This is a genomic window from Thauera sp. 63 (assembly GCF_000310165.2).
Taxonomy (GTDB): domain Bacteria; phylum Pseudomonadota; class Gammaproteobacteria; order Burkholderiales; family Rhodocyclaceae; genus Thauera; species Thauera humireducens.
This window is the reverse complement of the sequence record NZ_AMXC01000003.1, coordinates 115,284-141,568: the sequence shown is the minus strand read 5'-3', so window position 1 is coordinate 141,568 and position 26,285 is coordinate 115,284. Positions and strand designations below refer to the sequence as shown.

The window sequence follows — 26,285 nt, the reverse complement described above, 5'->3', positions numbered from 1 at the left end:
ATCAATGCTTCCTCGCCACGACCAGATAATCCACCAATGCGGCCGGCGTCATCACCATGTCTGGGTCAATGTCCCCAACCGGCACGATCTCTTCAACCTCAACAATCACCTTTTTCGCTGCCAAGGCCATGATGGGGTTGAAGTTTCGCGCGGCACGCTCGTAAACAAGGTTTCCCGCGGAATCCGCCTTTTTTGCCTTGAGTATCGCCCAGTCCGCCTTCAGGGGCAGTTCAAGCAAATACTCCCGCCCTTCGACGATCAGCTTGCTCTTTCCCTCTTCAACGATGGTTCCAACCCCCGTCGGCGTCAGCACGCCGCCCAGACCTGCGCCCCCACAACGAATTCGCTCCGCAAGCGTACCCTGTGGAATCAGATCGACATCGAGCTCGCCTGCAATCATGCGCTGGCCCGTGGTCGGGTTTGTGCCGATGTGCGAAACAATCACCTTGTCGACCCCGCTGCTACTGATCAACGGGCCGATACCCGTCTCCGGGAAAGCAGTGTCATTGCCGATCAAAGTCAGTCTTCTGACACCCTTTTCGATTAAGACCGAAACAATGCCCTCTGGCGTGCCAACACCCATGAAGCCGCCGAACATGATGGACACGCCGTCATGAAAGAGGCCGCCCACGTCGCTCCATTCGACTACTTTATTCACTGCCATTCAAACCCTCGTTCCTGAGAACCTCGCGCTTCAGCCCTGTACGCTTGGGTACAGGGCGCACGCGATTCATCATCAACAGCCAAGCTGGCGGAGTCAAACACCGGCCTTGCTACGTTGGGGCTTGAGCAAGAAATGGCCCAAGGCAGGGAGCAGGATTCCCGCGCCAAGCATGTTCCAGACGAACATGAAGCCGAGCAGAATGCCCATATCCGCTTGGAACTTGATTGGCGACATCACCCAGGTGGAGACCGCCACGCCGAGGGTAATACCCGTAAGTGCAACCACTTTGCCGGTGAACAACAGAGCCTTGTAATACGCCTCCGACAAAGACATGCCTTCGCGCAGGCGAGCCAAGGTCACCGTAAGGATGTAGAGGGCGTAATCCACACCAATACCCACACCCAGTGCAATCACCGGCAAGGTTGCAACCTTTACGCCCATGCCCAGCATCACCATCAATGCCTCGCACAGAATGGACGTCAGCAGCAGGGGGACTACGGCACAAACCACTGCTCGCCAGGACCGGAAGGTGACGAAGGCGAGAACAATCACCGCGGCGTAGACCAGGAAGAGCATCTGCACATTGGCCTTCTTCACCACAATATTGGTCGCCGCTTCGATGCCCGCATTGCCAGCCGCGTTGAGGAACTTGACCTCCGCCGTGTTGTTGCGCTTCGCAAATTCCTCAACCAGGCTGACGACCGATTCCAGCGTGTCTGCCTTGTGGTCCTTGAGATAGGCATAGACCGTCAGCAGATTGCAGCTTTGGTTGAAAAGCTCACGCGGCGCACGGGTAGCAATCGCGTTCAACATATCTTGCGTGCGCGGCAGGTCGTACCACTTGAGACTTCCCTCGTTCATGCCCGCCGCCGAGCGCTTGGCGAGGGTCGCAAAGGAATTGGTCGACTCGACACCGGGGAGCTGCTGCAGTTCTGTCTCGAGGGCATCGACCTGAGTCAGCGTTTCATACTGCACGCAAGCAAATTCCGGCGTACGCACCATGATGACGAACACATCACTGCTGGCCGCGTAATTGGCTGCCATGAACGCGTTATCTCGGTTGTAACGCGAATCCCCCCTCAGTTCCGGCGCACCAGGGTCCAGGTCACCGATCTTGAGCTGCAGGCTAACCAAGAAGCCGACGACACCCAATACCAGCGAGACGAGAATTGCGATGGTCGCCCACTTGCGATGAGTGAACAGGTCGAGAAAGGCCCAGAAAAGGTGCTTCTTGTGGGCTCGATCGGCGTCGTCAACCATCTCCTCCTTCAAGCTGCGTTTGGCCGCTTCCGGGCTAACGCCGGTATAGGACAAAAGGATGGGCAACAGGATCAGGTTGGTGAAAATCAGGCCTGCCACACCCATGCTGGCGGTAACAGCCAGATCCTTGATCACTGGGATATCGATGACCATCAGCACGGCAAACCCGACCACGTCGGCGAGCAGTGCCGTTATACCGGCGAGGAACAAGCGGCGGAACGTGTAACGCGCGGCCACGACCTTGTGCGTCCCCCGACCGATATCCTGCATGATGCCGTTCATCTTCTGCGCACCATGAGACATCCCTATTGCGAAAACCAGGAAGGGCACAAGGATCGAGTAGGGGTCGAGTTGATATCCGAGCGTTGGCAAAACACCAAGTAGCCAAAGCACGGCAACAAGCGAACACAGCATGACCAGAAGCGTGCTGCGAATACACCGGGTGTAGCCATACAGAACCACGCTGCAGATCACAATCGCCAGCGCAAAGAAAAAGAGGACTTGCTGCAAGCCCTCGATCAGGTCGCCAACGATTTTTGAAAAGCCCGTAATGTGGATGGAGACGCCTTCCGCTTCATACTTGCTGCGGAGTTGCTCGAGCTTTTGTGAAAATGCGTGGTAATCAAGACGCGAGCCGTCTTCCGCAGTCTCGTTGAGCGGAACCAGAATGATACTGGAGCGATAATTGGCGGACACCAGCTGGCCGACTTCGCCCGAGCGATCGACGTTCTGACGCACTTGCTCGAGACTTTCGGGGCTCCCATCATAGTTTTCGGGCAAAACCGGTCCGCCATCGAGCCCTTCCTCGGTCACCCCCACCCAGCGGGTCGATGAGGTCCAGAGGGATTTCATGTACGGCCGGTCAACGGCGGGAAGAAGGAACAGCTCATCCGTCAGGCGGCGCAAGGTGTCCAGGTAGGCTGCATTGAAGATATCGCCCTCTTCGACCGCCACCGCAATCCGAACACTATTACCCAAACCCGCCAAATCCTTTCGATTCTCCAAGAAATTGACGATGTAGGGATGACCGCTCGGAATCATCTTGTCGAAGCTCGCATTGAGCTTCAGATCTAAAGCCTTGTAGCCCAGCACGATCGAGAGGACCAGACACACAATCATCACGATCCAGCGATGATTGAAGAATGCGCGCTCAATCAAATTGCCACTTTTGGGGTCGAAATCCGCGAGATTGCGGATGACAGGATGTTCCGCGAGTGAGTTGTCGTGACTCATTTCCGTACTTCCGAAGAAAGCTTTGCTTGCTCGCCCGAGTTGATGATTCCTCGAGCACTGCCGAACACGAATTCACCATCGGCCGCTTCGATGACTGAAGTCAGAGGCGGCAATTTATTCAATGGTGCGCGGTAAAAATTCTTGCCGCCATCGCTGCTCTCGAAAACATTTCCGCCATCGTCGACCAAAACCACGGCGCCGTTTTTCCGGGCGTAACCGGCAGTCAATGAGTTATTGCTGGGAATGGAAGACTTATGCCAGGAGGCACCGCGATCTTCGGAGTAATACGCGTTTCCGCGCATTCCAAACACAAGAACGCTTGAACCTGCTGCGGCAACCCCGAAGAAGCTGCCCTGATACGGCGTATCCACCGCACGATAACTGCGACCAGCGTCCTCACTCAAAAACAGGGAGCCCTGCTCACCCGCAATCCAGATGTCTTTGCCTGTTTTCAGTACTCCGTAAAGGTGAGCCCCAATACGGTTTCCTAAGTGACTGATGAGTGGCTTCCAGTTGGCCCCACCGTCCTCTGTCGAGAAGATCAAGCCATAGGCACCGATTAGGAGACCTTCATCTTTGTCGAAAAAATTGACGTGGAGCAGGGGCTTGTCAGGGCCATCCGCAACCAAGCGTTGCGCTTCGGCGAGCGCAGACGGATCAGCGTCAGGACTGGATGCCGCTTCAAGGGCCAAAGCCGCGAGTTTCTCTCCATCAAGCTGTTTGCTCCAGGTTTCACCGCCGTCGGCACTTCTCAGCACAATGCCACCGTGACCGACCACCCAGACCGTGTTGGCATCACTGAAGGAAACACCCGTCAACGTAACAGCAACAGGACTTTTCACCTGGCGCCACGCCTTTCCTTGCTCGTCCGAAACAAGAATTAAGCCACGCTCACCGACTGCAATGGTTTTGCCTTCATATTTTCCGAGCGCAGTCACGACAAGCGTGTTGATTCGACTGTCCTGCCAAATCGGCGCGCTGCGTTGCATAGCATCAGGCTCAGCGTGAAGGGGCGTGCTAAAGCAAGCGGCAGCCACGCAGTATCCGGCTAATCTTTGAAATGCAGTGAATTTTTTTTGCACTTGCCTTCTCTCCTCCGCGAGTTGAGCGAGTGAAAAACCAATGCTTTCCACTCGCTCAAATCCTCCCGTCTGGTCTTGCCGTATTTATGTATTAGCGGACACCAGACCCCGCCAATGCATCAGGCGAAAAATAGACTTCCGGACGCGGCTCTACGACCTTGTACTGGCTCGGCAGATCGTTGTAGAGGTTATTCACCATCCACGTACCCGCCTGCAGGTTGAAGGTTGCCCAGGTTTGAGTTACCAACGCCGGGATATCAGGCGCGACGAAAGGCACCGAGTGCTGAGTACGCCACAACTTACCGCTGGCGTCGTAACCGTCAGCCAGCAGAACCGCCCAAGTGTCCTCGTCGATATAGAAGCGACGCTTGGGCACCACATGGCGCTTGCCCGGCGCCACATTGGCTTCCACGACCCAAACCCGGTGCAGTTCCCAACGCAGCTTGTCCGGATTCAGATGGTGCCCCCCAAAGACCTCGTCGGTCTTGGCCAGTGCGAAGCGGTTGTTGTTGTAAGGAACGTAAATTTCCTTCTTGCCGACCAGGTTCCACTCATAGCGCTCGAGCGAGCCCAGGAACATGAACACTTCGTCAAAATAACCTTGGCCGGAAGCGACGAAATCGGGCGTATCGAAGGCCACCGTCGGCGCGCGCCTGACGCGACGCTGGCCGGCCAGGTACTGCCATGCCTTACGGCCTTCGCCAACCTGGTCAATCGGGTCATGGATCAGAAGCGATTCACCGGCCTTGAAGGGCGGATTGGTCTGCACCTGCCGGAACATCCAGTAATTACCGGTAAACTTGTCGGCCGAGCCACCCTTCATGTAGTAAGGGAATTGGTGGTCGTCCTTAGCCTCGACCGCCATGGTGCGGCTGCCATCCGAGTTGCCGATCCAGATACGGAAGGCACTTTCAGCCGACTCTCCGCGCCAACGCAGGAGGTGGTTCCACATGGCTTCCGCTCCCGTCTTGGGAATCGGGAACGGAATACCACCATAGGCACCTTCGATGTTGTTACCGTTCTGGGTGGTCTTGGCACGAGTTGCGTTCTGGAACGTGTTGTCGTAGACCCACTGTGGCGCCGCTGCGGTGCGATGGGTCGGGTAAACGTCTACACGAAACGTTGAAGGATATTTTTTAAGCAGCTCCTGAACACCATCCGACAAGTTGTCCTTGTATTGGTCCAGATTGGTGGCGCTGATTTGCTGGACCGGCTTTTCTCCTGCGAAGGGATCGGGACGGGGTGTTCCAAGCTTGTAGCCAGCGGGCGACTCGGTCAGACCACCACTCCATGCAGGTATGGTACCTGCTGCATTCGCCGCCTTTTCCGCCCCGAACGGCGTCAGCGTTGTCTTGAGAGCCGCCGCCTCGTCTGCCGATACCGCGGCGAATGCGGGCGTGGACGCCATGAGCAGTGTCGCAACTGCAGAAGCCAGGAATGTTTTTTTCAACATGTTTATCTCCTCCTTATTTAGAAAGTCGTCTGAACCGTGAAGGAAATGAAATCCCTATCCTTCAATGTTTGCGCGCCGGTCTGCATAAAGGGGCCATGAGCGGCGTCGACCGTATTTGGCGTCAGGAAGGCGTCTTCATCACCGAAGTAGTGGGTATAGTTCAACCCAAATCGCCATTGCTTCTCATAATCGCCCTTGATGCCGATACTGAAATCCCCCCCGTGTTCGGCGCCGCCGTTCAGCTTGCCGACCGCGGAGGATCGGCCGCTGGGGTTGTAGCCGACGCCAATAGGCACGGTTAGATCGAGACCGGGGAGCACCTGGAAATACTGCGGCGCAAAGATGAAGCGGATTGCGGTCGCATCGCGTGTCACGTTCGCATCCAGCGCATAAGGATTCTTATCCACGGAAAGCGTTCTGTTCCAGGCAAACTCGCCCAGCAACTCCGCGCCATCCCAAAGGGGGCTCATGCCGAGCAAATAGATGGCCGACAGGTTTACGTGCGCAGTCTTGCCCACGGCATAGAGGGGATTGCTCGAGCCGTTCCCCTTGAAGCCGATATCGAGCTGGGGACCGGAGGCAAGCGGCGCATTCCAGCGGTAAGACACTTCACCGGAGACATTTGCCTCGCCAAGCACGGTACTGAAGCTCGCACCAACGGTTTTGATCTTTTCCGGGTAGACATAGCGGAACTTATTCACGTCCGGCCGTGGATCGAACATGAACTGGGGGGTCTTGTCGCTGTACTGAGCCGCATACAGGCCATATTCGACATCACCCGAGCCCGGCTTGAAACGGACCTGGATACCGCCCTGCTTGCTATCCGGCTTCTCTTCACCGTCATAGCGCCACCCCAGCAAGGTCTCCGAGCCGGCACCAACAAAGTCTGCATCGCTCAGGAATGATCCGGAGGCCGGAAGGCGGCTCTTCTGCCAGTCGTATTGGTAGTACGCACCAACAGATACCTTGGGGCTCAGCTGGATCTGAGTGGACAGCTGTCCCACCGGCCGAATAATCTCCTTGAACTGAGATCCCGGGACTGAAAGCAGCTTGATGACATCGGTCGGTGCTTGCGCAGCGGCAATGCCGTTAGATCCAAAGAACAGGGTCTCGCCATACAGGACCGTATGCCGTCCCAGCCGGACCACGAACGGCGTCTCTGAAGCGGGATCGCTTTTGAGATACGCAAAGGCATCGAGGAATTCGGCCTTGCGCCCCATGATGTCCCGGGTTTTTTCGGTGAACGTTCCAGCTGGGACACTCACCGAATTGACCGTAACCGATTGGTTGTCATTACCACGGTTATAGACCTCGTCGTACCACGCGGCACCACTCAACCGGAAACCCATGTTCTTATAGGCAAGGTCGAATTCCGAAAAGAGGTCGATTCGATTCGAGACGAAACCGCGATCAAAATTTCGATCTCCGTCGTCCAGCTCACTGCCAGGGACAGGGGAGCCCGATGCTCCGCCGGCCACCTTCTCGCTGGGGTTCTCCAGGCGATAGACGGCACTGTATTTGACCGTGTTGTCCCACCGAACCTGCAGGTCAGGGTTTGCAACGGGGATTTGGAAAGCCAGAACGTGCCCGGCATACGCTAGAGGCCAGCACAGCATGAGGGCCTTGCTCATTGCTGTACACGAAAACGTCTTTTGTGTTTTTTTCATCACCAATCTTCCTCCTAGTTTGTGCCAACCATTGCCACCGCTGCCGGGCGCTCAGATCTTCGAGCCTTGCCGTTGGCTTTAAGGTGCCGCGATTACGCTTCCATCGCGCTGTAGATGCGGACAAAACCCGGCTGCGATGACCTACCGCAGCCACTGCACCGCCTCGAGAAAAATCTTAGCAGAATTTATAAAGTACAAAATACTTTATATGTTCATCGTTTTGTATATATTTTTGAACAGGCTATCGCCGCCCCACGGGCAAAACCGTACCCTGCCCCCTTTCGGGAGCATCCAGAGTGATGGAGGCTTAGGGCTCGGTTTTGCCGGAGGTCTAGGACAAGTCAGGCAGCGACACTTGCGGGCAAGCGAATATCTCCGAGGTAGACGCTGTCGGTGACGACCACGTCGAGCTCCGCTCGACCGAGTGAGGGGTGTTCCACAACGAGTTGATACTGGGTTCCGTCGGTGCTCAGTTTGTCGAGTTTGAAGTCGCCAAACTGATCGCTGTTCGCCTCTGCAACAACGACGCTCCCACGGCTAAGGGTTGCCTTTGCGCCCTCCACACACTCGTCACGCCCGGCCTGGGACGTAACAACTGAACCCCCTACGAAGGCACGGTTGAACCGATGCAGGTTCTTGTAATACACCCTGGGCTTGGTACCCAGTTCGGGCTGTAGTACCTCTAGCTCCTCTGTCTCCACCTTGTAAGCCATTTCGGCGTCGCTCAACTTGAAGGCCTTGATGGCCTCAGTGGGGCAGGCCTGCGCGCAGCGCGGCTCTTTCCAGCCTGCGTCAAGCAGGTGAGCATCGAAAGGCCATGCCTGCGGGAGGTTCTCCGCCTCATTCCAATGGATATGACCATACGGGCAGGCCTCGACCAAGTCCTTCCTGCCCTTGGCCAACTCCGGGTCGATCAGGACAATTCCATCTTCGCGCTTGCGTATGGCATTGCCCGCCGACTTCATGCACGGCGTGTTGTCGCAGTGATTGCAGAGGGAAACCAGATAAGCCGCATCGACAAGCGGTGCTGCACCGCGGACTTTTCGGTCAATCTTCAACCACTCGTTGCCATGCCGGGGGTGGCTTGCGCTGTAACCCGGAAAGCGGTTGTCCATGTATTCGTCTTTGGTGGCGAGCACGCAGTTGTTGCAGTTCTCACAACGGGCCACATCGATGACGAGGTTCCATTTGCTCATTCTCTATACCTCCCTGATCTCAAGCGGCTTCGGTTGCGAGAGGCACCCAGGCCTCGATCTGAACGAGACAGGAATTGGACCCCATCCCTTCGACGTTTTTCATCTGGCGGCGAGGCGGCGTCAGCGAATTCAGGCAACCTCCCCGATCGACGCGTCCAAAGCGCGGATCATCGAAAATTTCATACTCCGCACTCGACTCGAAGGACTTGACAACCCCCTTCGCGATCAACGGCGAGATATCCACTGCGCACAACACGTTGCCGCGATCATTGAATACACGCACGATGTCGTGCTGCTGCAGACCCCGCTCGCGCGCATCGTCGGGATTGAGACGCAGAACCCAGTAGTAATGGCCATCTACGAGCACGCGGTGATCCTCGATGTCGTTGATGGTGGAGTCCTTGCCATCGCCGTAAGTGTGGAAGCTGTAGCGCGAGTGCGTGGTGATCATTTGCAGGGGATAGCGGCTCACCAGTTCTGAGGTGCGCGGCCCTTCCCATGACGGGATGTACCGATTGAGCGCCGGACGCTCCGGATTGTCGGGATCGCCCCGAAGTATCGAGCTGGCAACGAACTCGATTTTTCCGGACTGCGTCTGCAAGCCCTTACCGAACTCACCGGAGAACTGCGAGGGCAAGGGCATGGGTTCGGGAACGTCCTTGTGACGATCCTCCGCAAACCAGCGGAAGTACGCCGGCGGCCGTGTTTCTTCCGGCTCGGGCGGAACGATGAAATAGCCTTTCTTGATGAACTCCTGCCAAGAGATCTGATTCACCAGGTCGGAGGAATCGAAGACGCGCTTGCACCAGTCGAGTTCGCTACAGCCTTCCGAGAACATCGCGCCCAGTCCCAGCCGACTGAGGATGTCGAGAAAGATTTGATAATCGGACTTCGACTCACCCAGGGGCTCAATACATTTGTGCTGAAAGAGCACGATCCGATGGTTCAGCTGATCGGTGTTGTGGTGAATGTATCCACCCGAATTCGCCAGTTCGCTGATATCGAAGCGTTCAAACGACGTACAGGCAGGCAGAATCACGTCTGCAAACTGACTGTCGCCTTCAAACCACACGGCCTGATTGACGACAAAGTCGAGGGATTCGTGCCGGTACATCTCCACGAACCGATCAGAATTCGCGATGGTTCCAAAGGTGGAGGTGCCATACCGATAAAGCATGTGGATCTTCGAATAACCGGGCATGGGGTACTCGAAGGGGGCAAACTGTGACTCCAGCGAAGAGCCATCCCAGATGTAACCTTTGGCATGGCCGTCAATGATGGCATCGGGCAGGCGCTGACGCGGCACCATCTGCTTTACCGGATTCATCGTGAGCACATGCGGCATGCGGCAGTAGTTGTGCACGGGTGCCGCCGTCCAGTTCAGTTCACCGGATATACCGCCGTCGGCATACCCCGGGAAATAAAAGGTTCATCGCGCCTTTCCGGGGAAGGCGGCCTTGATCTTCAGGAAGAAATAGGCTGAATCCCGGAACCCGTAGGCCATACGCTTGATGACCTTAATGCGGTTGTTGACGCCCTCGAGAATGCTGGTGTTCAAGGGAAAGATGGCTGAGGCGAGGATGCCACGCAGGTACTTTCGGAGTCGCTTTGCAAAGGCGATCGCCGGCGCGATGCCGCTTTCGATCGCCAGGCGGTACCAGTCTTTCCATCTTCGGGCGCCGTCTCTGATCGATGGCGCAAACCAGATTTCCTTGATGGCGGTCTTCAGCAGATAGACGGTAGCCAGCGGTGCGTTGGCCGCCAGCAGTTCCTCGAGCTTGACCGCCTGCTCGTTGCCCAGGTTGTCGCGGTTGCGCAGCAGCAACCAGCGCGAGCGCTTGATGACCTGACGTTGTGCGGGCGCACTGCGCAAGGCATTGGCCTGATCGACGCGCACCCGGTCGACGACCTCCCGACCAAAGCGGGCGACGACATGGAACAAGTCATAGACGACTTCGGCGTTCGGGCAATGGGCGCGCACCTCCAGATCGAAGGCGGTGTTCATGTCCATTGCGACCGCCTCGATGTGCTGACAGCCCTCTTTGCCCAGCAATTCGAAGAAGGGCCGGATCGCCTCGCGGCTGTTGCCTTCGCCGACCCACAACACGCGCATACGTTCAGCATCCATGATCACCGTCGCGTAGCGGTGCCCCTTGTGCAGCGCGAACTCGTCCATCACCAACCGACGCACGCCCTGCGCATCGAAAGTGCCATACCGGGTCTGCAGACGCCGATGGTCGATGCGCTTGATGGTGTGCCAGTGCAAGCCCGTGAGTTGGGCGACGTGGGCGATCGGCAGGATCTGCACCAGCGCCTCGATCCAGGCGCGTAATCGGTGTGTGATGCGCTCACCCGTGTCGAGCCAGCTCAGGCGCTCGGCCGCCCGTGCGCCACACTGGTAACAGTCGAGGCGGCGAATCGGCACATCCAGCCAGACGCGTCGATCGAACCAGTCTCGATCGCGCACCCGGCGTCGCCGGCGCTCGTGGAGCAGAACACAGTCGCTACCGCAGCGCCCACATCGCGGGCGGTGTGAGGGGTCTTCAGCGAGGGTGAGAAGCAGCGAACCGTCGGCTCGCTCCTGGCATGAATCGACGAGGCGGCCTTCCCAGAAGACCACGCCCAACATAGCATCGCACATGACGGGGAAGAGGAAGGGGATCGGTTTGTTTGGCGACTGCCAATCTACCAACCTCCGAACCGTCAACCACTACTTCCCCCAGATCGCGCGAAGAACCAAATAAAAGGTGGAGTCGACCGGCGCACCTATTTGCAGGTTGCCGAAGTTGACACCCGGCTTACCCCAACCTTGCATCGCCATCATGAGAATCATGTGGCGCGCCCACTGCGACCCAGTCGCAGAACGGCAAGCCCCACCCAAACCCGTGCCGTAGCCGCCCGCAGCCAGATAGGTTTTCTTTTTACCCCAGCTGCGCGCCAATGCCCGGACAACCCGCGCTGGAACGCCGGTTTCCGGCTCCTGCCATTCAGGTGTCTTGGGAATTCCGTCTTCCTCGCCCATCACGTAGGCGCGCCACTCGTCGAAGCCGGTCGTCCGGGTGGCGACGTAATCTTTGTCGTAGAGACCCTCTTCGATCCACACCTGCATGATGGATAAGGCCAGCGCGGCATCCGTTGTCGGCTTGATCGGAATCCAGCGTCCGCCGAACAGTTGCGCGGTTGCGTTCAGGTGGGGGTCGATATGAATGAAGTCGATGCCAAGTTCTTTGGCCCAGAAGCGACGCTGCGTCGCCTCGTAGGCGCTGGCATAGCCATTCGTGGACTCGGGATCGCTTGACCAGAAAACAATCTGTTCGGCTTCCTTCAGGCAGTCCTCCACCAGGCCATAGTGGCCGGGAAGACCCACGCGCAGACTGTTGCCATAGTGGTGCTGAGCGCCCCAATACCACCCTTCCCAGCTGTCTGGATTGTGATGGACGCGTGTGAACCCAATGAGGTTGCCAAACCTCATCAGCGAGGATAGGTAATAGTTGACATTGCCCCACTGGTGATGCGAACCATGTTGTATGGTGATCGACCCGGGACCATACTTCTGCTTCTGGCGCTTGATCTCGTTGGCGACAATGTCCAAGGCCTCATCCCAGCTGATGCGGACGTACCCCGACTTGCCCCGATTCTGCGGATTGCGTTCGCCATTGGGATCGAAGTCCACGCGCTTCATCGGATGCAGAATACGCTTTTCGGAATAAACCATCGACTTCAGGCACAGCGCATGAGGATTGGCCGTAATTCGTCGATTGGGCATAAATGTGCGACCACGCGCCTTGATCTTCCACGCTGGCGCATCGCGCTCATCGAGATCAATCGGAGTCATGCGGACGATCTTGTCGTCCTTTACATAGACGAACAAAGGACCACCATTGGTATTGGTGGTGAAGCGCGTCGTGCCGTCCGGCATTTTCGTTCCGAACTCCCAGCCTCCTGACTGAGTCAGGTTGAGAAGCTGCATGAACCAGACGACCAGTTCATCCTTTCCCATCATGACGACGCGAAAATTCTTGGCAGCGTGGATTACCTCAGCCTGACTGACGCCTGGCTTCAGAAACTTAAAGGCCGTTTCAAGATTATGAAAACACATCGTAACGTCGGGATTTGGATGAATCCCGGCGCTGGAAACAACACGGCCTCCGCAGATGCTGTAGTAGCGCCCGATGCTATCGTCCTTCAGCTTGATCTGAGCGATACACGTGCGCGACCCAGCATGCTTGCGCGCGCGCGGATATTTATTCAAGGCGCGCCGCAAGATCAGCGTCAATCCGAACAGGATGATCTTTAACGCATTACGCTTCATTTCGTCTCCATCTCCAACTCAATTCGGGCATACACCAAACACCCGTAACCGGCCGATCGGTGCGCCCCGAGTCTTATTTTCGTTATTGATTCTGTAGATTCACGAGCATTTCTTGCGGAATATCTGGCCCCCACAAATAGAGCGCATCCTCAGGGTCATGGTCGCCACCATCCCATTGCATGCCTGCCGGGATATAGTCGATGTGGCAGTTGTATTCCCACCAAAATCCAAAGGAATCGCGCACGTAGTTGAAATAGTTCGAGCCTAGTACGTGCCGGCCCACACCCCACTGTTTGGTGTAGCCCGCATCGCGCATTTGCTTGGAGCCGAGCCCTAGGTCTTCGACGGAAGGCACATCCCAGGAACTGTGATTCATGCCCCGGCCAGTGCTCTTGACGAAGGCAATCAGATGGTGATCGCAACCATGGCGTGCATAGGTAAATGCGACCACATCACCCGAACTGTCAGCGACCTTTACGCCAAGACCGTCTTCATAAAACCTTACGGCGCGCAGTACATCCGGGGTGTAGAGCAGCATATGCGCCAGCCGGGTAGGCGAGATTTTTTTCGCCTGGGACCGGAAGGCGGCACCCTGGATCCCAGCCGGCACATTGCCGGAAGGCATCTCGGCCTTCGCATCGATCATCATCTTTGGCGCAACGCGGAGTTGCACGAGCGTACCGTCAGGATCCTTTAACCAATATCCATCGCAGGTCCCGGCCGGGTGCGGCTCAGCAGTGACAGCGCCGGCGGCCTTGCACTGACTGACGATTTCATCAAAGTCCTCAGCGTAGCAACCGACGCTGAGGAATTCGAAAGACGGCTTCGTTGTGGTAATCACCTTCAGCCAGACGTGTTCGCTGGCACTTGCACGCACATGTAACTCGTTGCCAAGTTCATGCACACGCAAGCCATAAGCGCGCATGAATTTTGCTGCTTCGCTCAGATCGGTCACACCCAAAGCGAAATGGTTGATTGAGTGAATACCTGCTTTTGCCCAACCGCCCATGGTATTGCTGGTCATTTTTTATCTCCTCCAGAAAGCGCGGTGGCTTATTTGCTTACTCGCTCACGATCTTGTTTTCAATTGCACCGATGCCCTCGATTTCCGCCCGAACGACATCACCCACTTTCAGGTATCCAACGGGATCCATAGCAGCACCAACCCCCATCGGCGTTCCGGTAGCAATCAGATCACCCGGCTCAAGCGTCATGATCGAGGTCAAATGCGCAATTTGCTTGCTGATGTTGTAAACCATCAAACCGGTGAGATTATTCTGGCGCACTTCACCGTTCACGGTGAGCCGCATGCGGAGCTTGTAAGGATCCGTAATTTCGTCGGAAGTGACGATCCAGGGACCGATCGGACCGTGCGTGTCGAAGGACTTGCCCAACGTCCAGGTGGGGCTCGCCCATTGAACATCGCGCACGCTGAAGTCATTGGTCACCATATAACCAGCGACGACGCTGAGCGCATCTTCAATAGACACATTCTTGCAACGCTTGCCAATGACCACACAGAGCTCGACTTCGTAATCGAGCATGTCGGAAATATTGGGCTTAACAACCGGGTCAAAGGGTCCCGCAACACACGAAACTTGTTTGTTGAACCAAACCTGGGTATCAGGAGCCTTGATGCCCTTGCGCGCCGACTCCTCGACATGGTCCGCATAGTTCATGCCGATGGCGAGGAACTTGGATGGATTGAGAATGGGCGCCTCAAGTTTGACTTCGCTCAACGGCAGCGTGTTAGTGGTGTCTTCGGCCTGCTGAATCTGCGCAAGGGCACTGTCACCCAGGCTCAGGATTGAACGCATGTCATGAGGAAGGCTGGGGCAGGCGACAGAAATGTCCACCACCCGATCCCCAACAACCTTGCCAACCCGGGTTTTCCCCGCGTGCGTAAAAGTGACGAGCTTCATAACGACTCCTTTTTTGGTGAGAAACATTGCTCATAAGAGCGGGATATCGGCATTGGTCGCCCTCAGCCGGATTACCTGCAATGCACATTGAAAACAGAAGGACCTAGCCAATCGGACAGGCTGATGGTCAGGATTCAGAGCGAACTTGCACGATCTGCTTCCCGAGATTCTCGCTTCTCAACAACCGTATAAACGCGTTTGGCATGGACTCTATACCTTCAGCGATATCAAACCGCGAACGTAACGAGCCACTTTCGTACCAACCAATCAATCTTTCTCGCGCTTTTTCATGCTGGGACTGATAGTCGAGGTATAAAAAACCTTTCAACGTCGCTCGCCTGACAAGAATCTGACGCAAGAAGCGCGCCCCCAAATCGGGTTGCTCAAAATTTTCAGCCAGACTCGCAGTACCAACCACAATGACGCGGGCGTGCGGCGCCAGATTGCACATCACTGCGTCATGTATCGAACCCGCGGTGTTGTCGATGAAAACATCGATACCATTTGGGCAGCAGGCAGAGACAGCTGCGTTGAGACTGGCTTCGGTCCGGTAATTTATTACTTGCTCATAACCCGACTCGAGACAGGAACGCGCTTTCTCAGACGAACTGGTAAACGCCAATCCATGCGCGCCGGCGATTTTTGTGAGCTGACCTGCGATCTGCCCAACCGATCCGGCGGCTGCCGAGATAGCCACCTGCTCGCCTGGTTTAAGACGCGCAGCCTCGAATAAAGAGAAATATGCCGTCAGACCATTGATACCGAAGGCATCAAGCCAGTAAGGCAAGGGAGCGAAGTTTCCCGGGATTTTCCTGAATGACGCAGGACGCAGCGTTGCATACTCCTGCCACCCAAATGAGAAATCGGTGACTATCAACTCGCCGGGCCTGCAATCGGGGTGGCGGGACTCCAGGATCTCCGCCACCCCGCCTCCCACCATTAGCTGGCCAGGCACCACTCCTTCGGCATAGTTTTGCTGGGGCGAGATCCGCCCCCGCATGTAGGGCGCAACATCGAGATAGATTGCGCGCGCCAACACCTCTCCCTCATCGGGGTGCGGCAAAGGTGCTTCAAATAACTCCCAGTCCGCCTCTGTCGGCATCCCGACTGGGTAGCTACGCAAACGCCACGACCTGTTCTTCACGGCACGCTGTCCAGCTTAGAACGCAACGTTGTTGCGGCCTTTGAGCTTCAACATGGCGCGCGCCTCATCAGGCGTGGCAACCTCTAGATTGAGCGCCTCAAGAATGGTCCGGATCCTCCGCACCTGCATCGCATTACTGCTTGCGAGCTTGCCTGGCGCGTCCCACAACGAGTCCTCCAGGCCAACCCGGACGTTGCAGCCCATGGCCGCCGAAATGGCAGCGACAGACATCTGCTGACGCCCGGCCCCAAGCACAGACCACACATAATCGTCGCCAAACAGCCGGTCAGCTGTCCGCTTCATGTGCATCAGATCCTCAGGGTGATTGCCGATCCCACCGCGCAAGCCAAAGACGGACTGAATCAGGAGCGGCGCTTTTACCAAGCTCCGATCCAGAAAATGGGCCGCCGTGTATAGATGCCCGATGTCATAGCACTCGATTTCGAAGCGAGTTTCGTTCTCGGTGCAGGACTGGAGAATGTAGGCGATGTCCTTGAATGTGTTCCTGAAGATTCGATCATCGCTTCCCTCCAGGTAGGGACGCTCCCAATCGTGTTTGAACTCCTTGAAACGGCCGAGCATTTCGTAGAGCCCGAAATTCATGGAACCCATGTTGAGGGAGGCGACTTCTGGCTTCAGTTGGAGCGCCGGCTGGAGACGCTCCTCGACGCTCATGGTTGGCGCCCCGCCCGTCGTGATGTTGATGACCACATCGGACGCCTCCTTGATACGACCTACGAATTGCCGGAACAGAGCAACGTCTTGACTCGGACGCCCGTCCTTGGGATCTCGGGCATGCAAATGCACGATGGATGCGCCTGCCTCAGCAGCCTCAATGGCCGAATTGGCGATTTCGTCGGGGGTAACGGGGAGGTACGGCGACATCGAAGGGGTGTGGATGGACCCCGTGATCGCACAGGTTACGATTACTTTACTCATGATTCTCATCCTAAGCCATTGTTTTTCAGGACGTCTTTAGCCTCGAGCACGCACGCCCTGCTTATCTCGGAGCTAGCGTAACACAAATTTATATGTTGATATAAAATTTATACAAAACTGTGTAATGGTACAAAACCCCAGTTCGACTAAGATATGCAGCAGAGTTGACTTCAAAGGCTTGTCACGCCGTGACACACACAGACGTATCCCCACAAAAGAACACCGGTCTGCTCACCCCTTCGAACCGTACGCAAGCCTCGATCCTGACCGAGAGGATCCGACGGGACATCATCGCAGGGGTCTTTCCCCCCAACTCCAAGCTGAAATTGCGCGAGCTTTCCGAGCGGTACGAAGCCGGCACAGTGCCGCTCAGGGAAGCCCTGTCCCGACTTGTACTTAGTGGCTTTGTGCATGCGGAAGATCAGCGAGGCTTCAGGGTCACCAATGCCTCAGCGGAGGAACTACTCGACATCACTTGGGTGCGCCTCGACGCGGAGGCCAACGCCCTGCGCCGGTCAATCGAGAATGGAACCTTGAAGTGGGAGTCCAGCGTCATCGCTGCTCTGCATACACTCAACAACACGCCCATGCGGACTTCAGACGCCAACGCAATGCTGAGTCCAGCGTGGGAGGCTGCGCATGATGCCTTTCATGCTGCGTTGATTTCAGCGTGCAACTCGCCGTGGCTTTTACGCATCTGTGAGCTACTTAGGGAGCAGTCCGACCGCTATCGGCAAATGTCTGTAATGAGTGAAAGCACTGTGAACCGGGACGTTGCCAAAGAGCACCAGGAGCTTTGTGATGCGGTACTGGAGCGTGACGCAGAGAAGGCGTGCCAGCTTCTCAATGCTCACTTCATGGCAACTACTGAGCTTGCCCTGGAACGCCTCAGGAAGTTGGCCAGTTAAGGGACTTGCGTTTGGTCGCTACCAGTCGGCTGTAGAGGAGATCGCCCCCATGCAGGCGTCCCACGCCACACCTGGGATTGAGCGGGGAGAGGGTGAGTAACACTCGCGGTTACAAGGGCGCTTCGTTTTGCCAATATCGAGTCACACCAACACCACACGACGGCGTGGTTTGGAAAGGGCGAGCGAGTTCAGCGTTTGCAGCGCTTCAGCGGCCGCTGAACACTGACGTCGAGCGACAGCTTTCCTCAAAGCTCAACGTCAGGAACGGGGCGGTAGTTCCAATTGGCAGAATGGAGAAGCCGCCGTTCGCCGTCGCCTGACGCTCGAACGGCAGGTGACGAGCACATTGCTGCCTGACTGCGCCATCAAGCCACCGGCATGAACGGCCGAGCACCTGCCGGCCACCGATCACCCCTGCCAGTCAACCACGCGTAGTTCAGTGATCAGAAGGCTGATCATCCACGCAAGCGAAAACGCCCGGACATCATCCGGGCGTTTTCGACTCTATTGCCACGTTTTCGACTTTATTGCCAAGTTTTCGACTTTAATGGCAAGGAACAAACGGCCGGGCGCGGCCTTCCGCTCACTCCACAGTGACCGACTTGGCCAGATTGCGAGGCTTATCCACATCGGTTCCCTTCACCAACGCTGCGTGGTACGACAGCAGCTGCAGCGGGATCACGTGCAGGACCGGCGACAGCATGCCGTAGTGCTCGGGCATGTGCAGGATGTGCACACCTTCCGACTCGGGGATCTCGCTGCCAGCATCGGCGAACACGTACAGTTCGCCGCCGCGGGCGCGGACTTCCTGAAGGTTGGACTTGAGCTTTTCCAGCAGCTGGTCGTGCGGCGACACGGCGATGACCGGCATGTCCTTGTCAACGAGCGCCAGCGGACCGTGCTTGAGCTCGCCGGCCGCGTAGGCTTCGGCGTGGATGTAGGAGATTTCCTTGAGCTTGAGCGCACCTTCCATCGCGATCGGCCAGTGGCTGCCGCGGCCGAGGAAGAGCGCGTGCTCCTTGCCGGCGAAGCGCTGCGCCCACTTCTCGATCTCGGGCTCGAGCTCGAGCACCTTCTGCACCGCAACCGGCAGATGACGCAGCGCGGCGAGGTGGCGTTCCTCGTCGGCGGCCGGCAGGCGGCCGTTGATCTTGGCCAGCGCCAGCGTCAGCAGCGCGAAGGCGGCGAGCTGGGTGGTGAAGGCCTTGGTCGAGGCGACGCCGATCTCGGGGCCGGCACGGGTGATGAAGCGCAGCGCGGTCTCGCGCACGATGGCGGACTCGGGAACGTTGCAGATGGCCAGTGTGCGCGCCATGCCCAGCGATTTCGCGTGCTTGAGCGCGGCCAGGGTGTCGGCGGTCTCGCCCGACTGCGAGATGACCACGACCAGGGTGTCGGGGTCGGGCACCGATTCGCGGTAACGGTATTCGCTGGCGATCTCGACCGTGACCGGCAGCTTGGCGATGGCCTCGATCCAGTAACGCGCGACCAGGCCGGCGTGGTAGCTGGTGCCGCAGGCCAGCACGAGCACGCGGCGCACGCCTTCGAACACTTCGGCCGCACGGGCGCCGAAGTGTTGCGGGCTGATGCCGCCGCCACCGGCGATGAGTTCCAGCGTATTGGCCAGCGCCTGCGGCTGCTCGAAGATTTCCTTCTGCATGTAGTGGCGGAACTTGCCCAGTTCGACCGCATCGGCCGACAGGCTGGACAGGTGCACCTCGCGCTCGACCGGCGTGCCGTCGGCCAGCACGATGCGGTAGCTGTCGCGGCGCAGCTCGGCGAGGTCGCCGTCTTCCAGATACACCACCTTGCGCGTCACCTGCAGCAGCGCCGCGGTGTCGGACGCGGCGTACATGCCGTCCTCGCCCACGCCCAGCAGCAAGGGGGAGCCGCGGCGCGCAACGATGGCGCGGAAGGGATCGGCCTCGGCGAGCACGCCGATAGCGTAGGCGCCGACCAGCTCGTTGGTGGCCAGGCGGACCGCCTCGAACAGGTCGGGCGTGCCCTGCAGCTTGCTGTGGATGAGATGGGCGATGGCCTCGGTATCGGTTTCGGAGGTGAACACGTAACCGCGCGCCTGCAAGCTGGTCTTGATCGCCTCGAAGTTCTCGATGATGCCGTTATGCACCACCGCCAGTCCGCCCGAGATGTGCGGGTGGGCGTTGCGCTCCGACGGCACGCCGTGCGTGGCCCAGCGCGTATGCGCGATGCCGATGCTGGCCGACAGCTGACTCGCATCGGCCAGCGCGGCGAGTTCGGCGACACGGCCGGCGGAGCGCAGGCGGGTCAGCTCGCCCGACAGCACGGCCAGGCCGGCCGAGTCATAGCCGCGGTACTCGAGCTTGCGCAGCCCTTCGAGCAGCATGGGGACGACGTTGTTCGTTGCGATTGCAGTGACGATGCCACACATGGCGAAGCTTCCTTGAAGGCGTGATTCGTGGGGTTCGGCAACAGGGCGCGCTCAACGCGGCTGTTTGACCGGACGCTTCCAGTTTTCGAGGCTGATCTGCTTGCTGCGCGACACGGTCAGCTGACCGGCGGGCGCGTCCTTGGTCAGCGTGGTGCCGGCGCCCAGCGTGGCGCCGCGTCCCACGCGCACCGGGGCGACGAGCTGGGTGTCCGAGCCGATGAAGACCTCATCCTCGATGATGGTGCGGTGCTTGTTGGCGCCATCGTAGTTGCAGGTGATGGTGCCGGCGCCGATGTTGACCTTGCTGCCGACGTCCGCGTCGCCCACGTAGGCCAGGTGGTTGGCCTTGGAGTGGTCGGCGATGACGCTGTTCTTGATCTCGACGAAATTGCCCAGATGCACGTCGCTGCCCAGCACGGTGCCGGGCCGGGTGCGGGCGTAGGGCCCGATCACGCAGGCCTGGCCCATGGTGGTGCTGTCGACGTGACTGAAGGGCTCGATACGCGTGCCGGCGCCGATGCGGGCATTGCGGATGACACAGTGGGCGCCGATGCGCACGTTGTCGCCGAGTTCGACCTCGCCCTCGAACACGCAGCCGACATCGATCTCGACGTCGCGGCCGACGGTGAGGCTGCCGCGCACGTCGATGCGCGCCGGGTCGATCAGGGTGACGCCCTCTTCCATCAGGCGGCGGGCGATGTTGCCCTGGTGGATGCGCTCGAGCTCGGCGAGCTGCAGCTTGTTGTTGACGCCCAGGGTCTCGGCGAAGGCGTCGGGCTGCACGGTGGCGACCTCGACGCCGTCGGCGACCGCGAGGCCGATGATGTCGGTCAGGTAGTACTCGCCCTGGGCGTTGTCGTTGCCGATGCGGCCGAGCCAATCACGCAGTCTGGTCACCGGCGCGACAAGGATGCCGGTGTTCACTTCCCGCACCTTGCGCTCGTCGTCGGTCGCGTCCTTTTCCTCGACGATGCGGGTGACGTCGCCCGCGGCATTGCGCAGGATGCGGCCGTAGCCGGTCGGGTTGTCCATCTCGACGGTCAGCAGCCCGAGGCGCTCGCCGCCGGCGGCGGCGATCAGGCGGCGCAGCGTCGGCACACCGATCAGCGGCACGTCGCCGTACAGCACCAGCGCCATGTCGCCGTCGGTGAGGTGCGGCAGCGCCTGCTGCACCGCATGACCGGTGCCAAGCTGCGGCGCCTGGCGTGCCCAGGCGAGATCGGGGGCATCGAGGCGTTCACGCACCACTTCGCCGCCATGGCCGTAGACCACGCAGATGCGCTGCGCAGCGAGCGTGCGCGCCGTATCCAGCACGTGGGCCAACATCGGCTTGCCCGCGATGGGCTGCAGCACCTTGGGCAGGACCGAACGCATGCGCTTGCCCTGGCCGGCAGCGAGAACGACGACTTCCATGGATGTATTTCCAGCGGTTTGGCGAATGGGGCCGGAGTTTATCATCGTGACGGGCGAGGCTCCGTGAACGAACGCATGGCGAATGCGTGAAAACCACAATGCCGGCGCAGCAAATTGCACCTAGATTGACGCATTGCACAATCGCCACCGTTTAGCGCTTATATTGGTCACGAACCGCATCTAGAATCCCATGCTGCAAAGCACATCCAAGAGATCCGCCATGGAACATTCCTCCACCACCCAGTTCATCCAGAACCGCACCTTCGACGAGATCCAGGTTGGCGACTTCGCCCAGTTGATACGCACCCTGCGTCCCGAAGACATCCACCTGTTCGCCGCGATGTCGGGCGACGTCAACCCGACCCACGTCGACGTCGAGTACGCACGATCGAGCCAGTTCCGCGAAGTGGTCGGCCACAGCATGTGGGGCAGCACGCTGATCTCCACCATCCTCGGCACGGAGTTTCCCGGCCCCGGCACCGTCTATGTGTCGCAGGGACTGAACTTCTGGCGCCCGATCACGATCGGCGACACGCTGACGATCACGGTGACCTGCAAGGCCAAGTACGAGCACAACCATCACATCGTGTTCGACTGCCAGGCGCTCAACCAGGACGGTCTCAAGGTCATCGACGGCGTTGCCGAAGTGATGGCCCCGACGCAGAAGATCAAGCGCGAGCGCGTGGTGCTTCCGGCAGTCACCATCAACGACCGCGAACTGCGCTACCGCCACCTGCTGTCGGTGTCGGCTGGCCTGTCGCCGATTCCGATCGCCGTGGCGCATCCGTGCGACAAGGAGTCCCTGTCCGGTCCCGTGCAGGCGGCCAAGGCCGGCCTGGTCGACCCGATTCTGGTCGGGCCGGAGAGCAAGATCCGCGCGGTGGCCGAGGAGCACGGCATCGACATCAAGGGCTTCCGCATCGTCAATGCCGAGCACAGCCACAATTCGGCCGAGATCGCGGTGGGCCTGTGCCGTGACGGCGGCGCCGAAGCGCTGATGAAGGGCTCGCTGCACACCGACGAGATGATGAGCCAGGTCATCAAGCACCTGCGCACCGGCCGCCGCATCAGCCACGTCTTCCTCGCCGATGTGCCGACCTACCCGCACCCGCTGATGATCACCGACGCCGCGATCATGATCGAGCCGACGCTTGAAGATAAGGTCGACATCATCCAGAACGCGATCGAACTCGCCCACATCCTCGGCCTGCCCGAGCCCAAGGTGGCGATCCTGTCGGCGGTCGAGACGGTCACCTCCAAGATCCGCTCCACCATCGAAGCGGCGGCGCTGTGCAAGATGGCCGATCGCGGCCAGATCAAGGGCGGCCTGCTCGACGGCCCGCTGGCCTTCGACAACGCGGTGTCGCTGGTCGCCGCCAAGACCAAGGGCATCAAGTCGGTGGTGGCCGGCAATGCCGACATCCTCGTCGTGCCCGACCTCGAATCCGGCAACATGGTCGCCAAGCAGCTCGAGTACCTGGCCAACGCACTGATGGCCGGCGTGGTGCTGGGCGCACGCGTGCCCATCGTGCTGACCAGCCGTGCCGACACCGCCGAAACCCGCGCCGCCTCGTGCGCCGTGGTGCAACTGATGGCGCACAAGAAGCGGGAGATGTTGAAGCGATGAAAGCCGTCCTCGTCCTCAACGCAGGCTCCAGCAGCCTGAAGTTCGCGCTGTACCCGATCAACGGCGAACTCGCCACCGAGCCGGCTTTCTCTGGTCAGGTCGAGGGCATCGGTGCGACGCCCGAGATCACCCTCAAGACCGCGTCCGGCGCCCGCATCCAGGAAGCCGTGCGCACCTCCGGCAGCCAGAGCGAGCAGCACCGCGACGCGCTGAACCACGTGTTCGGCCTGCTGACGCAGCACAACCCCGACCTCGAGATCGTGGCTGCCGGCCACCGCGTCGTGCACGGCGGCGACCATTACAGTGCGCCGACCCGGCTCGACGAGGCGGTGCTGCGCACGCTCGACACCTTCGTGCCGCTGGCGCCCCTGCACCAGCCACACAACCTGCGCGCGGTGCGCGCGGTCGGAACGCTGATGCCGGATGTGCCACAGGTCGGCTGCTTCGACACCGCCTTCCACCGCACCCAGCCCGCCGTCGCCCAGGCCTTCGCGCTGCCGCGCCGCATCTCGGCCGAAGGCGTCAAGCGCTACGGCTTCCACGGCCTGTCCTACGACTATGTCGCGCGCCAGCTGCCCGACATCATCGGCGAGCGTGCCAAGGGCGCGGTGGTCATCGCCCACCTCGGCAACGGCGCGTCGATGTGCGCGCTGCGTGACGGCAGGAGCGTGGCCTCCACGATGGGCTTCACCGCGGTCGAGGGCCTGATGATGGGCACCCGTACCGGCAGCCTCGATCCTGGCGTGATGCTCTACCTGATGGAGCAGAAAGCGATGGACGCCAAGGCGCTGACCAACCTGCTGTACAAGGAATCGGGCCTGCTCGGCGTATCGGGCATCAGCCAGGACATGCGTACGCTGCTTGCATCCGGCGCCCCTGAGGCGAAGGAAGCGGTCGACCTGTTCTGCTATCGCATTGCGCGCGAACTCGGCTCGCTGGCAGCAGCTGCCGGCGGGCTCGATGCACTGGTGTTCACCGGCGGCATCGGCGAGCACGCCGCAGCGGTGCGCGAGAAGGTGGCCGAACTGTCGGCCTGGCTGGGCGTGAAGATCGACGCGGCCGCCAATGCCGACCACGCCCGCCGCATCGACGCCGCGGACAGCCGGGTCGCCGTCGCCGTCGTGCCGACCAACGAGGAGCGCATGATCGCGCGCTACACGGTCGAGACGCTCGGCCTGTAATCCGCACCGGGCGCAGTCCGCCGGACTGCGCCCATCCGCCCCCTCCCCTCCCAGGCGCTCTGCCGGGTTATCCCTGCTTGAGGCCCCTCCCCCGCAGTGCTAACGTCATGCTCCCCGCATGACGGAGCACGACATGAAAACGCGCAGCCTACTCGCCACCGCCCTGCTGATGGCCGCCTTCGGCGCCTGGGCAAAACAGGCGGTCGACACCGGCCACGGCGGCGCCGTCGCCACCATCTCGCACGAAGCCAGCCTGGCGGCGATGGAGATCCTCGACGCCGGCGGCAATGCAATCGACGCGGCGGTCGCCGCGGCTGCAACGCTGGGCGTCACCGACCCCTTCAGTTGCGGCATCGGCGGCGGCGGCTTCATGCTGATCTACTCGGCGAAGGACCGGCGTGTGATCGCACTCGATCACCGCGAGGTGGCGCCCGCGACCTTCCACCCCGGCATCTTCCGCAACGCGGACGGCAGTGAGATGGAATGGAAGGCCGCCGTGCCCAACGGTCTCTCGGTCGGCGTGCCCGGCACGGTGCGCGGCTGGCACGAGGCGCTGGCGCGCTACGGCACGATGGGGTTCGAGCGGGTCCTGGCCCCGGCGATCCGCGTCGCCGAACAGGGCTTTGCGGTCGGGCCCAACTTCCACCGCATCAACACCGCCAACGAGGCCAAGTTCGCCCGCTTCTCCACCGCGTCGGCGCTCTACCTGAAAGATGGCAAGGCGCTGCCGGTCGGCACGCACTTCCGCAACCCGGACATGGCGCAGACCTACCGCGACATCGCCCGCGGCGGGGTCAAGGCCTTCTACGAGGGCCCGATCGCGGCCAGCATCGTCGCCGCGGTCAACCACCCGCCAGCCAACCCCGGTGTCGCGGTCCTGCCCGGCGACATGACGATGGCCGACCTCAAGGACTACGAGGCGCGCATCCGCCAGCCCATCCGCTCGACCTACCGCGGCTACGAGATCCACGGCATGCCCACGCCTTCCAGCGGCGGCATCGCGATCGCACAGGCGCTGAACATGCTGGAGACCTTCGATCTGTCGGGCCGATCGCGCGCCGAGATCGAGCATCTTTACCTCGAGGCTTCGCGCCTGGCCTTCGCCGACCGCAACGCCTATGTGGCCGACGAGGCGTTCGTCGATGTCCCGAAGGCCGGCCTGCTGTCGAAGGAATACGCGCGCGAACGTGCCCGGCAGATCGGCCCGCGCGCCGCGCCGGGCAAGGTCGACGCGGGGGACCCCTACCCCTTCGAGGACGATCTGTCGGTGCCGCTGCGGCCGCAACCGAAGCCGCTGGCACGGGAGTCGATGCACACCACCCACCTGGCGGTGTCCGACCGCGAAGGCAACGTCGTCGCCTACACCTTCACCATCGAGGACTGGGGTGGCAGCGGCATCGTCGTACCGGGACGGGGCTTCCTGCTCAATAACGAGCTCACCGACTTCGACTTCAGCGGTCCGCACCCCAACGTGCCCGAGGCCTTCAAGCGGCCACGCTCCAGCATGAGCCCGACCATCGTGCTCAAGGACGGTGCGCCGGCCTTCACGATCGGCTCGCCCGGCGGCTCGACCATCATCACCACCGCACTGCAGACCCTCGTGAACCACATCGACCTCGGCATGAACCTGGCCGATGCCCTTGCCGCACCCCGCATGAGCCAGCGCAACGGCGACACCACGCTGGTCGAGACGCTGCTCGGCTTCCCCGGCAGCGAACAGGCGAAGGCGCTCGAAGCACTGGGTCACCGATGGCGTGAGACGGACCAGATCGGCGCGGCCAACGGCATCCGCTTCAACACCGACGGCACGGTGACCGCCGTCAGCGAGCCGCTGCGTCACGGCGGCGGCAGCGCGATCGTGCAGAAGCAGTAGA

At 59.9% G+C, this 26,285-nt stretch carries 19 protein-coding genes; 4 read left to right on the top strand and 15 right to left on the bottom strand.

Translation table 11 applies throughout. The features are described 5' to 3' along the window. Position 1 precedes the first annotated feature (1 nt). From atoD to C664_RS04380, 13 genes are all read right to left on the bottom strand, one after another. Positions 2–664, bottom strand: coding sequence for an acetate CoA-transferase subunit alpha (atoD, locus tag C664_RS04440; RefSeq protein ID WP_004253864.1), 663 nt, complete (start codon positions 662–664; stop codon positions 2–4). Between the two features lie 93 nt (positions 665–757). Continuing rightward, positions 758–3,157 carry an efflux RND transporter permease subunit gene (locus tag C664_RS04435; RefSeq protein WP_004253863.1) on the bottom strand — a complete coding sequence of 800 codons (2,400 nt, stop codon included), beginning with the start codon at positions 3,155–3,157 and terminating at the stop codon, positions 758–760. Beyond that, positions 3,154–4,290 carry a WD40/YVTN/BNR-like repeat-containing protein gene (locus C664_RS04430; RefSeq protein WP_157353954.1) on the bottom strand — a complete coding sequence of 379 codons (1,137 nt, stop codon included), beginning with the start codon at positions 4,288–4,290 and terminating at the stop codon, positions 3,154–3,156. Before C664_RS04430 ends, C664_RS04435 begins: the two co-directional genes overlap by 4 nt. 40 nt (positions 4,291–4,330) lie before the next feature. After that, positions 4,331–5,692 (bottom strand): DUF1329 domain-containing protein, encoded by a 1,362-nt coding sequence (locus C664_RS04425; protein ID WP_038010927.1) that lies wholly within the window; start codon positions 5,690–5,692, stop codon positions 4,331–4,333. 17 nt (positions 5,693–5,709) lie between these two features. Further along, positions 5,710–7,359 (bottom strand): DUF1302 domain-containing protein, encoded by a 1,650-nt coding sequence (locus tag C664_RS04420; RefSeq protein ID WP_004253860.1) that lies wholly within the window; start codon positions 7,357–7,359, stop codon positions 5,710–5,712. Positions 7,360–7,700: 341 nt separating this feature from the next. Then, on the bottom strand, positions 7,701–8,555 hold the full coding sequence (locus tag C664_RS04415; RefSeq protein ID WP_004253858.1) for a 4Fe-4S dicluster domain-containing protein: 855 nt from the start codon (positions 8,553–8,555) through the stop codon (positions 7,701–7,703). A 19-nt stretch (positions 8,556–8,574) separates the two neighbouring features. Beyond that, positions 8,575–9,918: a molybdopterin dinucleotide binding domain-containing protein gene (locus C664_RS04410; RefSeq protein ID WP_004253854.1), complete on the bottom strand. Its 1,344-nt coding sequence runs from the start codon at positions 9,916–9,918 to the stop codon at positions 8,575–8,577. Between the two features lie 66 nt (positions 9,919–9,984). Beyond that, positions 9,985–11,184 carry an ISL3 family transposase gene (locus C664_RS04405; RefSeq protein WP_157353862.1) on the bottom strand — a complete coding sequence of 400 codons (1,200 nt, stop codon included), beginning with the start codon at positions 11,182–11,184 and terminating at the stop codon, positions 9,985–9,987. An 81-nt stretch (positions 11,185–11,265) separates the two neighbouring features. Then, entirely contained in the window at positions 11,266–12,867 is a 1,602-nt protein-coding gene (locus C664_RS04400; protein WP_004253850.1) for a molybdopterin-dependent oxidoreductase, read from the bottom strand. 82 nt (positions 12,868–12,949) lie between these two features. Continuing rightward, on the bottom strand, positions 12,950–13,891 hold the full coding sequence (locus C664_RS04395) for a VOC family protein (protein WP_004253847.1): 942 nt from the start codon (positions 13,889–13,891) through the stop codon (positions 12,950–12,952). Between the two features lie 37 nt (positions 13,892–13,928). After that, entirely contained in the window at positions 13,929–14,789 is an 861-nt protein-coding gene (locus C664_RS04390) for a fumarylacetoacetate hydrolase family protein (RefSeq protein ID WP_004253845.1), read from the bottom strand. Positions 14,790–14,916: 127 nt separating this feature from the next. After that, entirely contained in the window at positions 14,917–15,933 is a 1,017-nt protein-coding gene (locus C664_RS04385; protein ID WP_038010925.1) for an NADP-dependent oxidoreductase, read from the bottom strand. 15 nt (positions 15,934–15,948) lie between these two features. Then, entirely contained in the window at positions 15,949–16,872 is a 924-nt protein-coding gene (locus tag C664_RS04380) for a 3-keto-5-aminohexanoate cleavage protein (protein WP_004253836.1), read from the bottom strand. A gap of 188 nt (positions 16,873–17,060) precedes the next feature. Here C664_RS04380 and C664_RS04375 point away from each other — a divergent pair, with 188 nt between their 5' ends. Beyond that, positions 17,061–17,780 (top strand): FCD domain-containing protein, encoded by a 720-nt coding sequence (locus C664_RS04375; RefSeq protein WP_004253834.1) that lies wholly within the window; start codon positions 17,061–17,063, stop codon positions 17,778–17,780. 583 nt (positions 17,781–18,363) lie between these two features. On the opposite strand, the gene glmS is transcribed toward C664_RS04375, so the two are convergent. Then, on the bottom strand, positions 18,364–20,190 hold the full coding sequence (glmS, locus tag C664_RS04370) for a glutamine--fructose-6-phosphate transaminase (isomerizing) (protein WP_004253832.1): 1,827 nt from the start codon (positions 20,188–20,190) through the stop codon (positions 18,364–18,366). Positions 20,191–20,241: 51 nt separating this feature from the next. Further along, positions 20,242–21,603, bottom strand: coding sequence for a bifunctional UDP-N-acetylglucosamine diphosphorylase/glucosamine-1-phosphate N-acetyltransferase GlmU (glmU, locus tag C664_RS04365; RefSeq protein ID WP_004253829.1), 1,362 nt, complete (start codon positions 21,601–21,603; stop codon positions 20,242–20,244). A gap of 220 nt (positions 21,604–21,823) precedes the next feature. Between glmU and C664_RS04360 the strand changes: the two genes are divergently transcribed. The 3 genes from C664_RS04360 (at position 21,824) to ggt (ending at position 26,284) form a co-directional block, all read left to right on the top strand. After that, a complete protein-coding gene (locus tag C664_RS04360; RefSeq protein ID WP_004253826.1) occupies positions 21,824–23,230 on the top strand; it encodes a bifunctional enoyl-CoA hydratase/phosphate acetyltransferase in 1,407 nt (468 codons plus the stop codon). Then, positions 23,227–24,411, top strand: a complete 1,185-nt coding sequence (locus C664_RS04355) for an acetate/propionate family kinase (RefSeq protein ID WP_004253822.1) — start codon at positions 23,227–23,229, stop codon at positions 24,409–24,411. The genes C664_RS04360 and C664_RS04355 overlap by 4 nt, the downstream gene beginning before the upstream one ends. Positions 24,412–24,544: 133 nt before the next feature. Further along, positions 24,545–26,284 (top strand): gamma-glutamyltransferase, encoded by a 1,740-nt coding sequence (gene ggt / locus C664_RS04350; protein ID WP_004253817.1) that lies wholly within the window; start codon positions 24,545–24,547, stop codon positions 26,282–26,284. Position 26,285 lies beyond the last annotated feature (1 nt).

Excerpts from the sequence above, each read along its gene's own strand:
- atoD (WP_004253864.1), bottom strand. The coding sequence starts at position 664 with ATGGCAGTGAATAAAGTAGTCGAATGGAGCGACGTGGGCGGCCTCTTT.
- C664_RS04395 (WP_004253847.1), bottom strand. The coding sequence starts at position 13,891 with ATGACCAGCAATACCATGGGCGGTTGGGCAAAAGCAGGTATTCACTCA.
- glmS (WP_004253832.1), bottom strand. The coding sequence starts at position 20,190 with ATGTGTGGCATCGTCACTGCAATCGCAACGAACAACGTCGTCCCCATG.
- ggt (WP_004253817.1), top strand. The coding sequence starts at position 24,545 with ATGAAAACGCGCAGCCTACTCGCCACCGCCCTGCTGATGGCCGCCTTC.
- C664_RS04360 (WP_004253826.1), top strand. The coding sequence starts at position 21,824 with ATGGAACATTCCTCCACCACCCAGTTCATCCAGAACCGCACCTTCGAC.
- C664_RS04415 (WP_004253858.1), bottom strand. The coding sequence starts at position 8,555 with ATGAGCAAATGGAACCTCGTCATCGATGTGGCCCGTTGTGAGAACTGC.
- C664_RS04380 (WP_004253836.1), bottom strand. The coding sequence starts at position 16,872 with ATGAGTAAAGTAATCGTAACCTGTGCGATCACGGGGTCCATCCACACC.
- C664_RS04405 (WP_157353862.1), bottom strand. The coding sequence starts at position 11,184 with ATGTTGGGCGTGGTCTTCTGGGAAGGCCGCCTCGTCGATTCATGCCAG.
- C664_RS04425 (WP_038010927.1), bottom strand. The coding sequence starts at position 5,692 with ATGTTGAAAAAAACATTCCTGGCTTCTGCAGTTGCGACACTGCTCATG.
- C664_RS04435 (WP_004253863.1), bottom strand. The coding sequence starts at position 3,157 with ATGAGTCACGACAACTCACTCGCGGAACATCCTGTCATCCGCAATCTC.
- C664_RS04355 (WP_004253822.1), top strand. The coding sequence starts at position 23,227 with ATGAAAGCCGTCCTCGTCCTCAACGCAGGCTCCAGCAGCCTGAAGTTC.
- C664_RS04420 (WP_004253860.1), bottom strand. The coding sequence starts at position 7,359 with ATGAAAAAAACACAAAAGACGTTTTCGTGTACAGCAATGAGCAAGGCC.
- C664_RS04400 (WP_004253850.1), bottom strand. The coding sequence starts at position 12,867 with ATGAAGCGTAATGCGTTAAAGATCATCCTGTTCGGATTGACGCTGATC.
- glmU (WP_004253829.1), bottom strand. The coding sequence starts at position 21,603 with ATGGAAGTCGTCGTTCTCGCTGCCGGCCAGGGCAAGCGCATGCGTTCG.
- C664_RS04390 (WP_004253845.1), bottom strand. The coding sequence starts at position 14,789 with ATGAAGCTCGTCACTTTTACGCACGCGGGGAAAACCCGGGTTGGCAAG.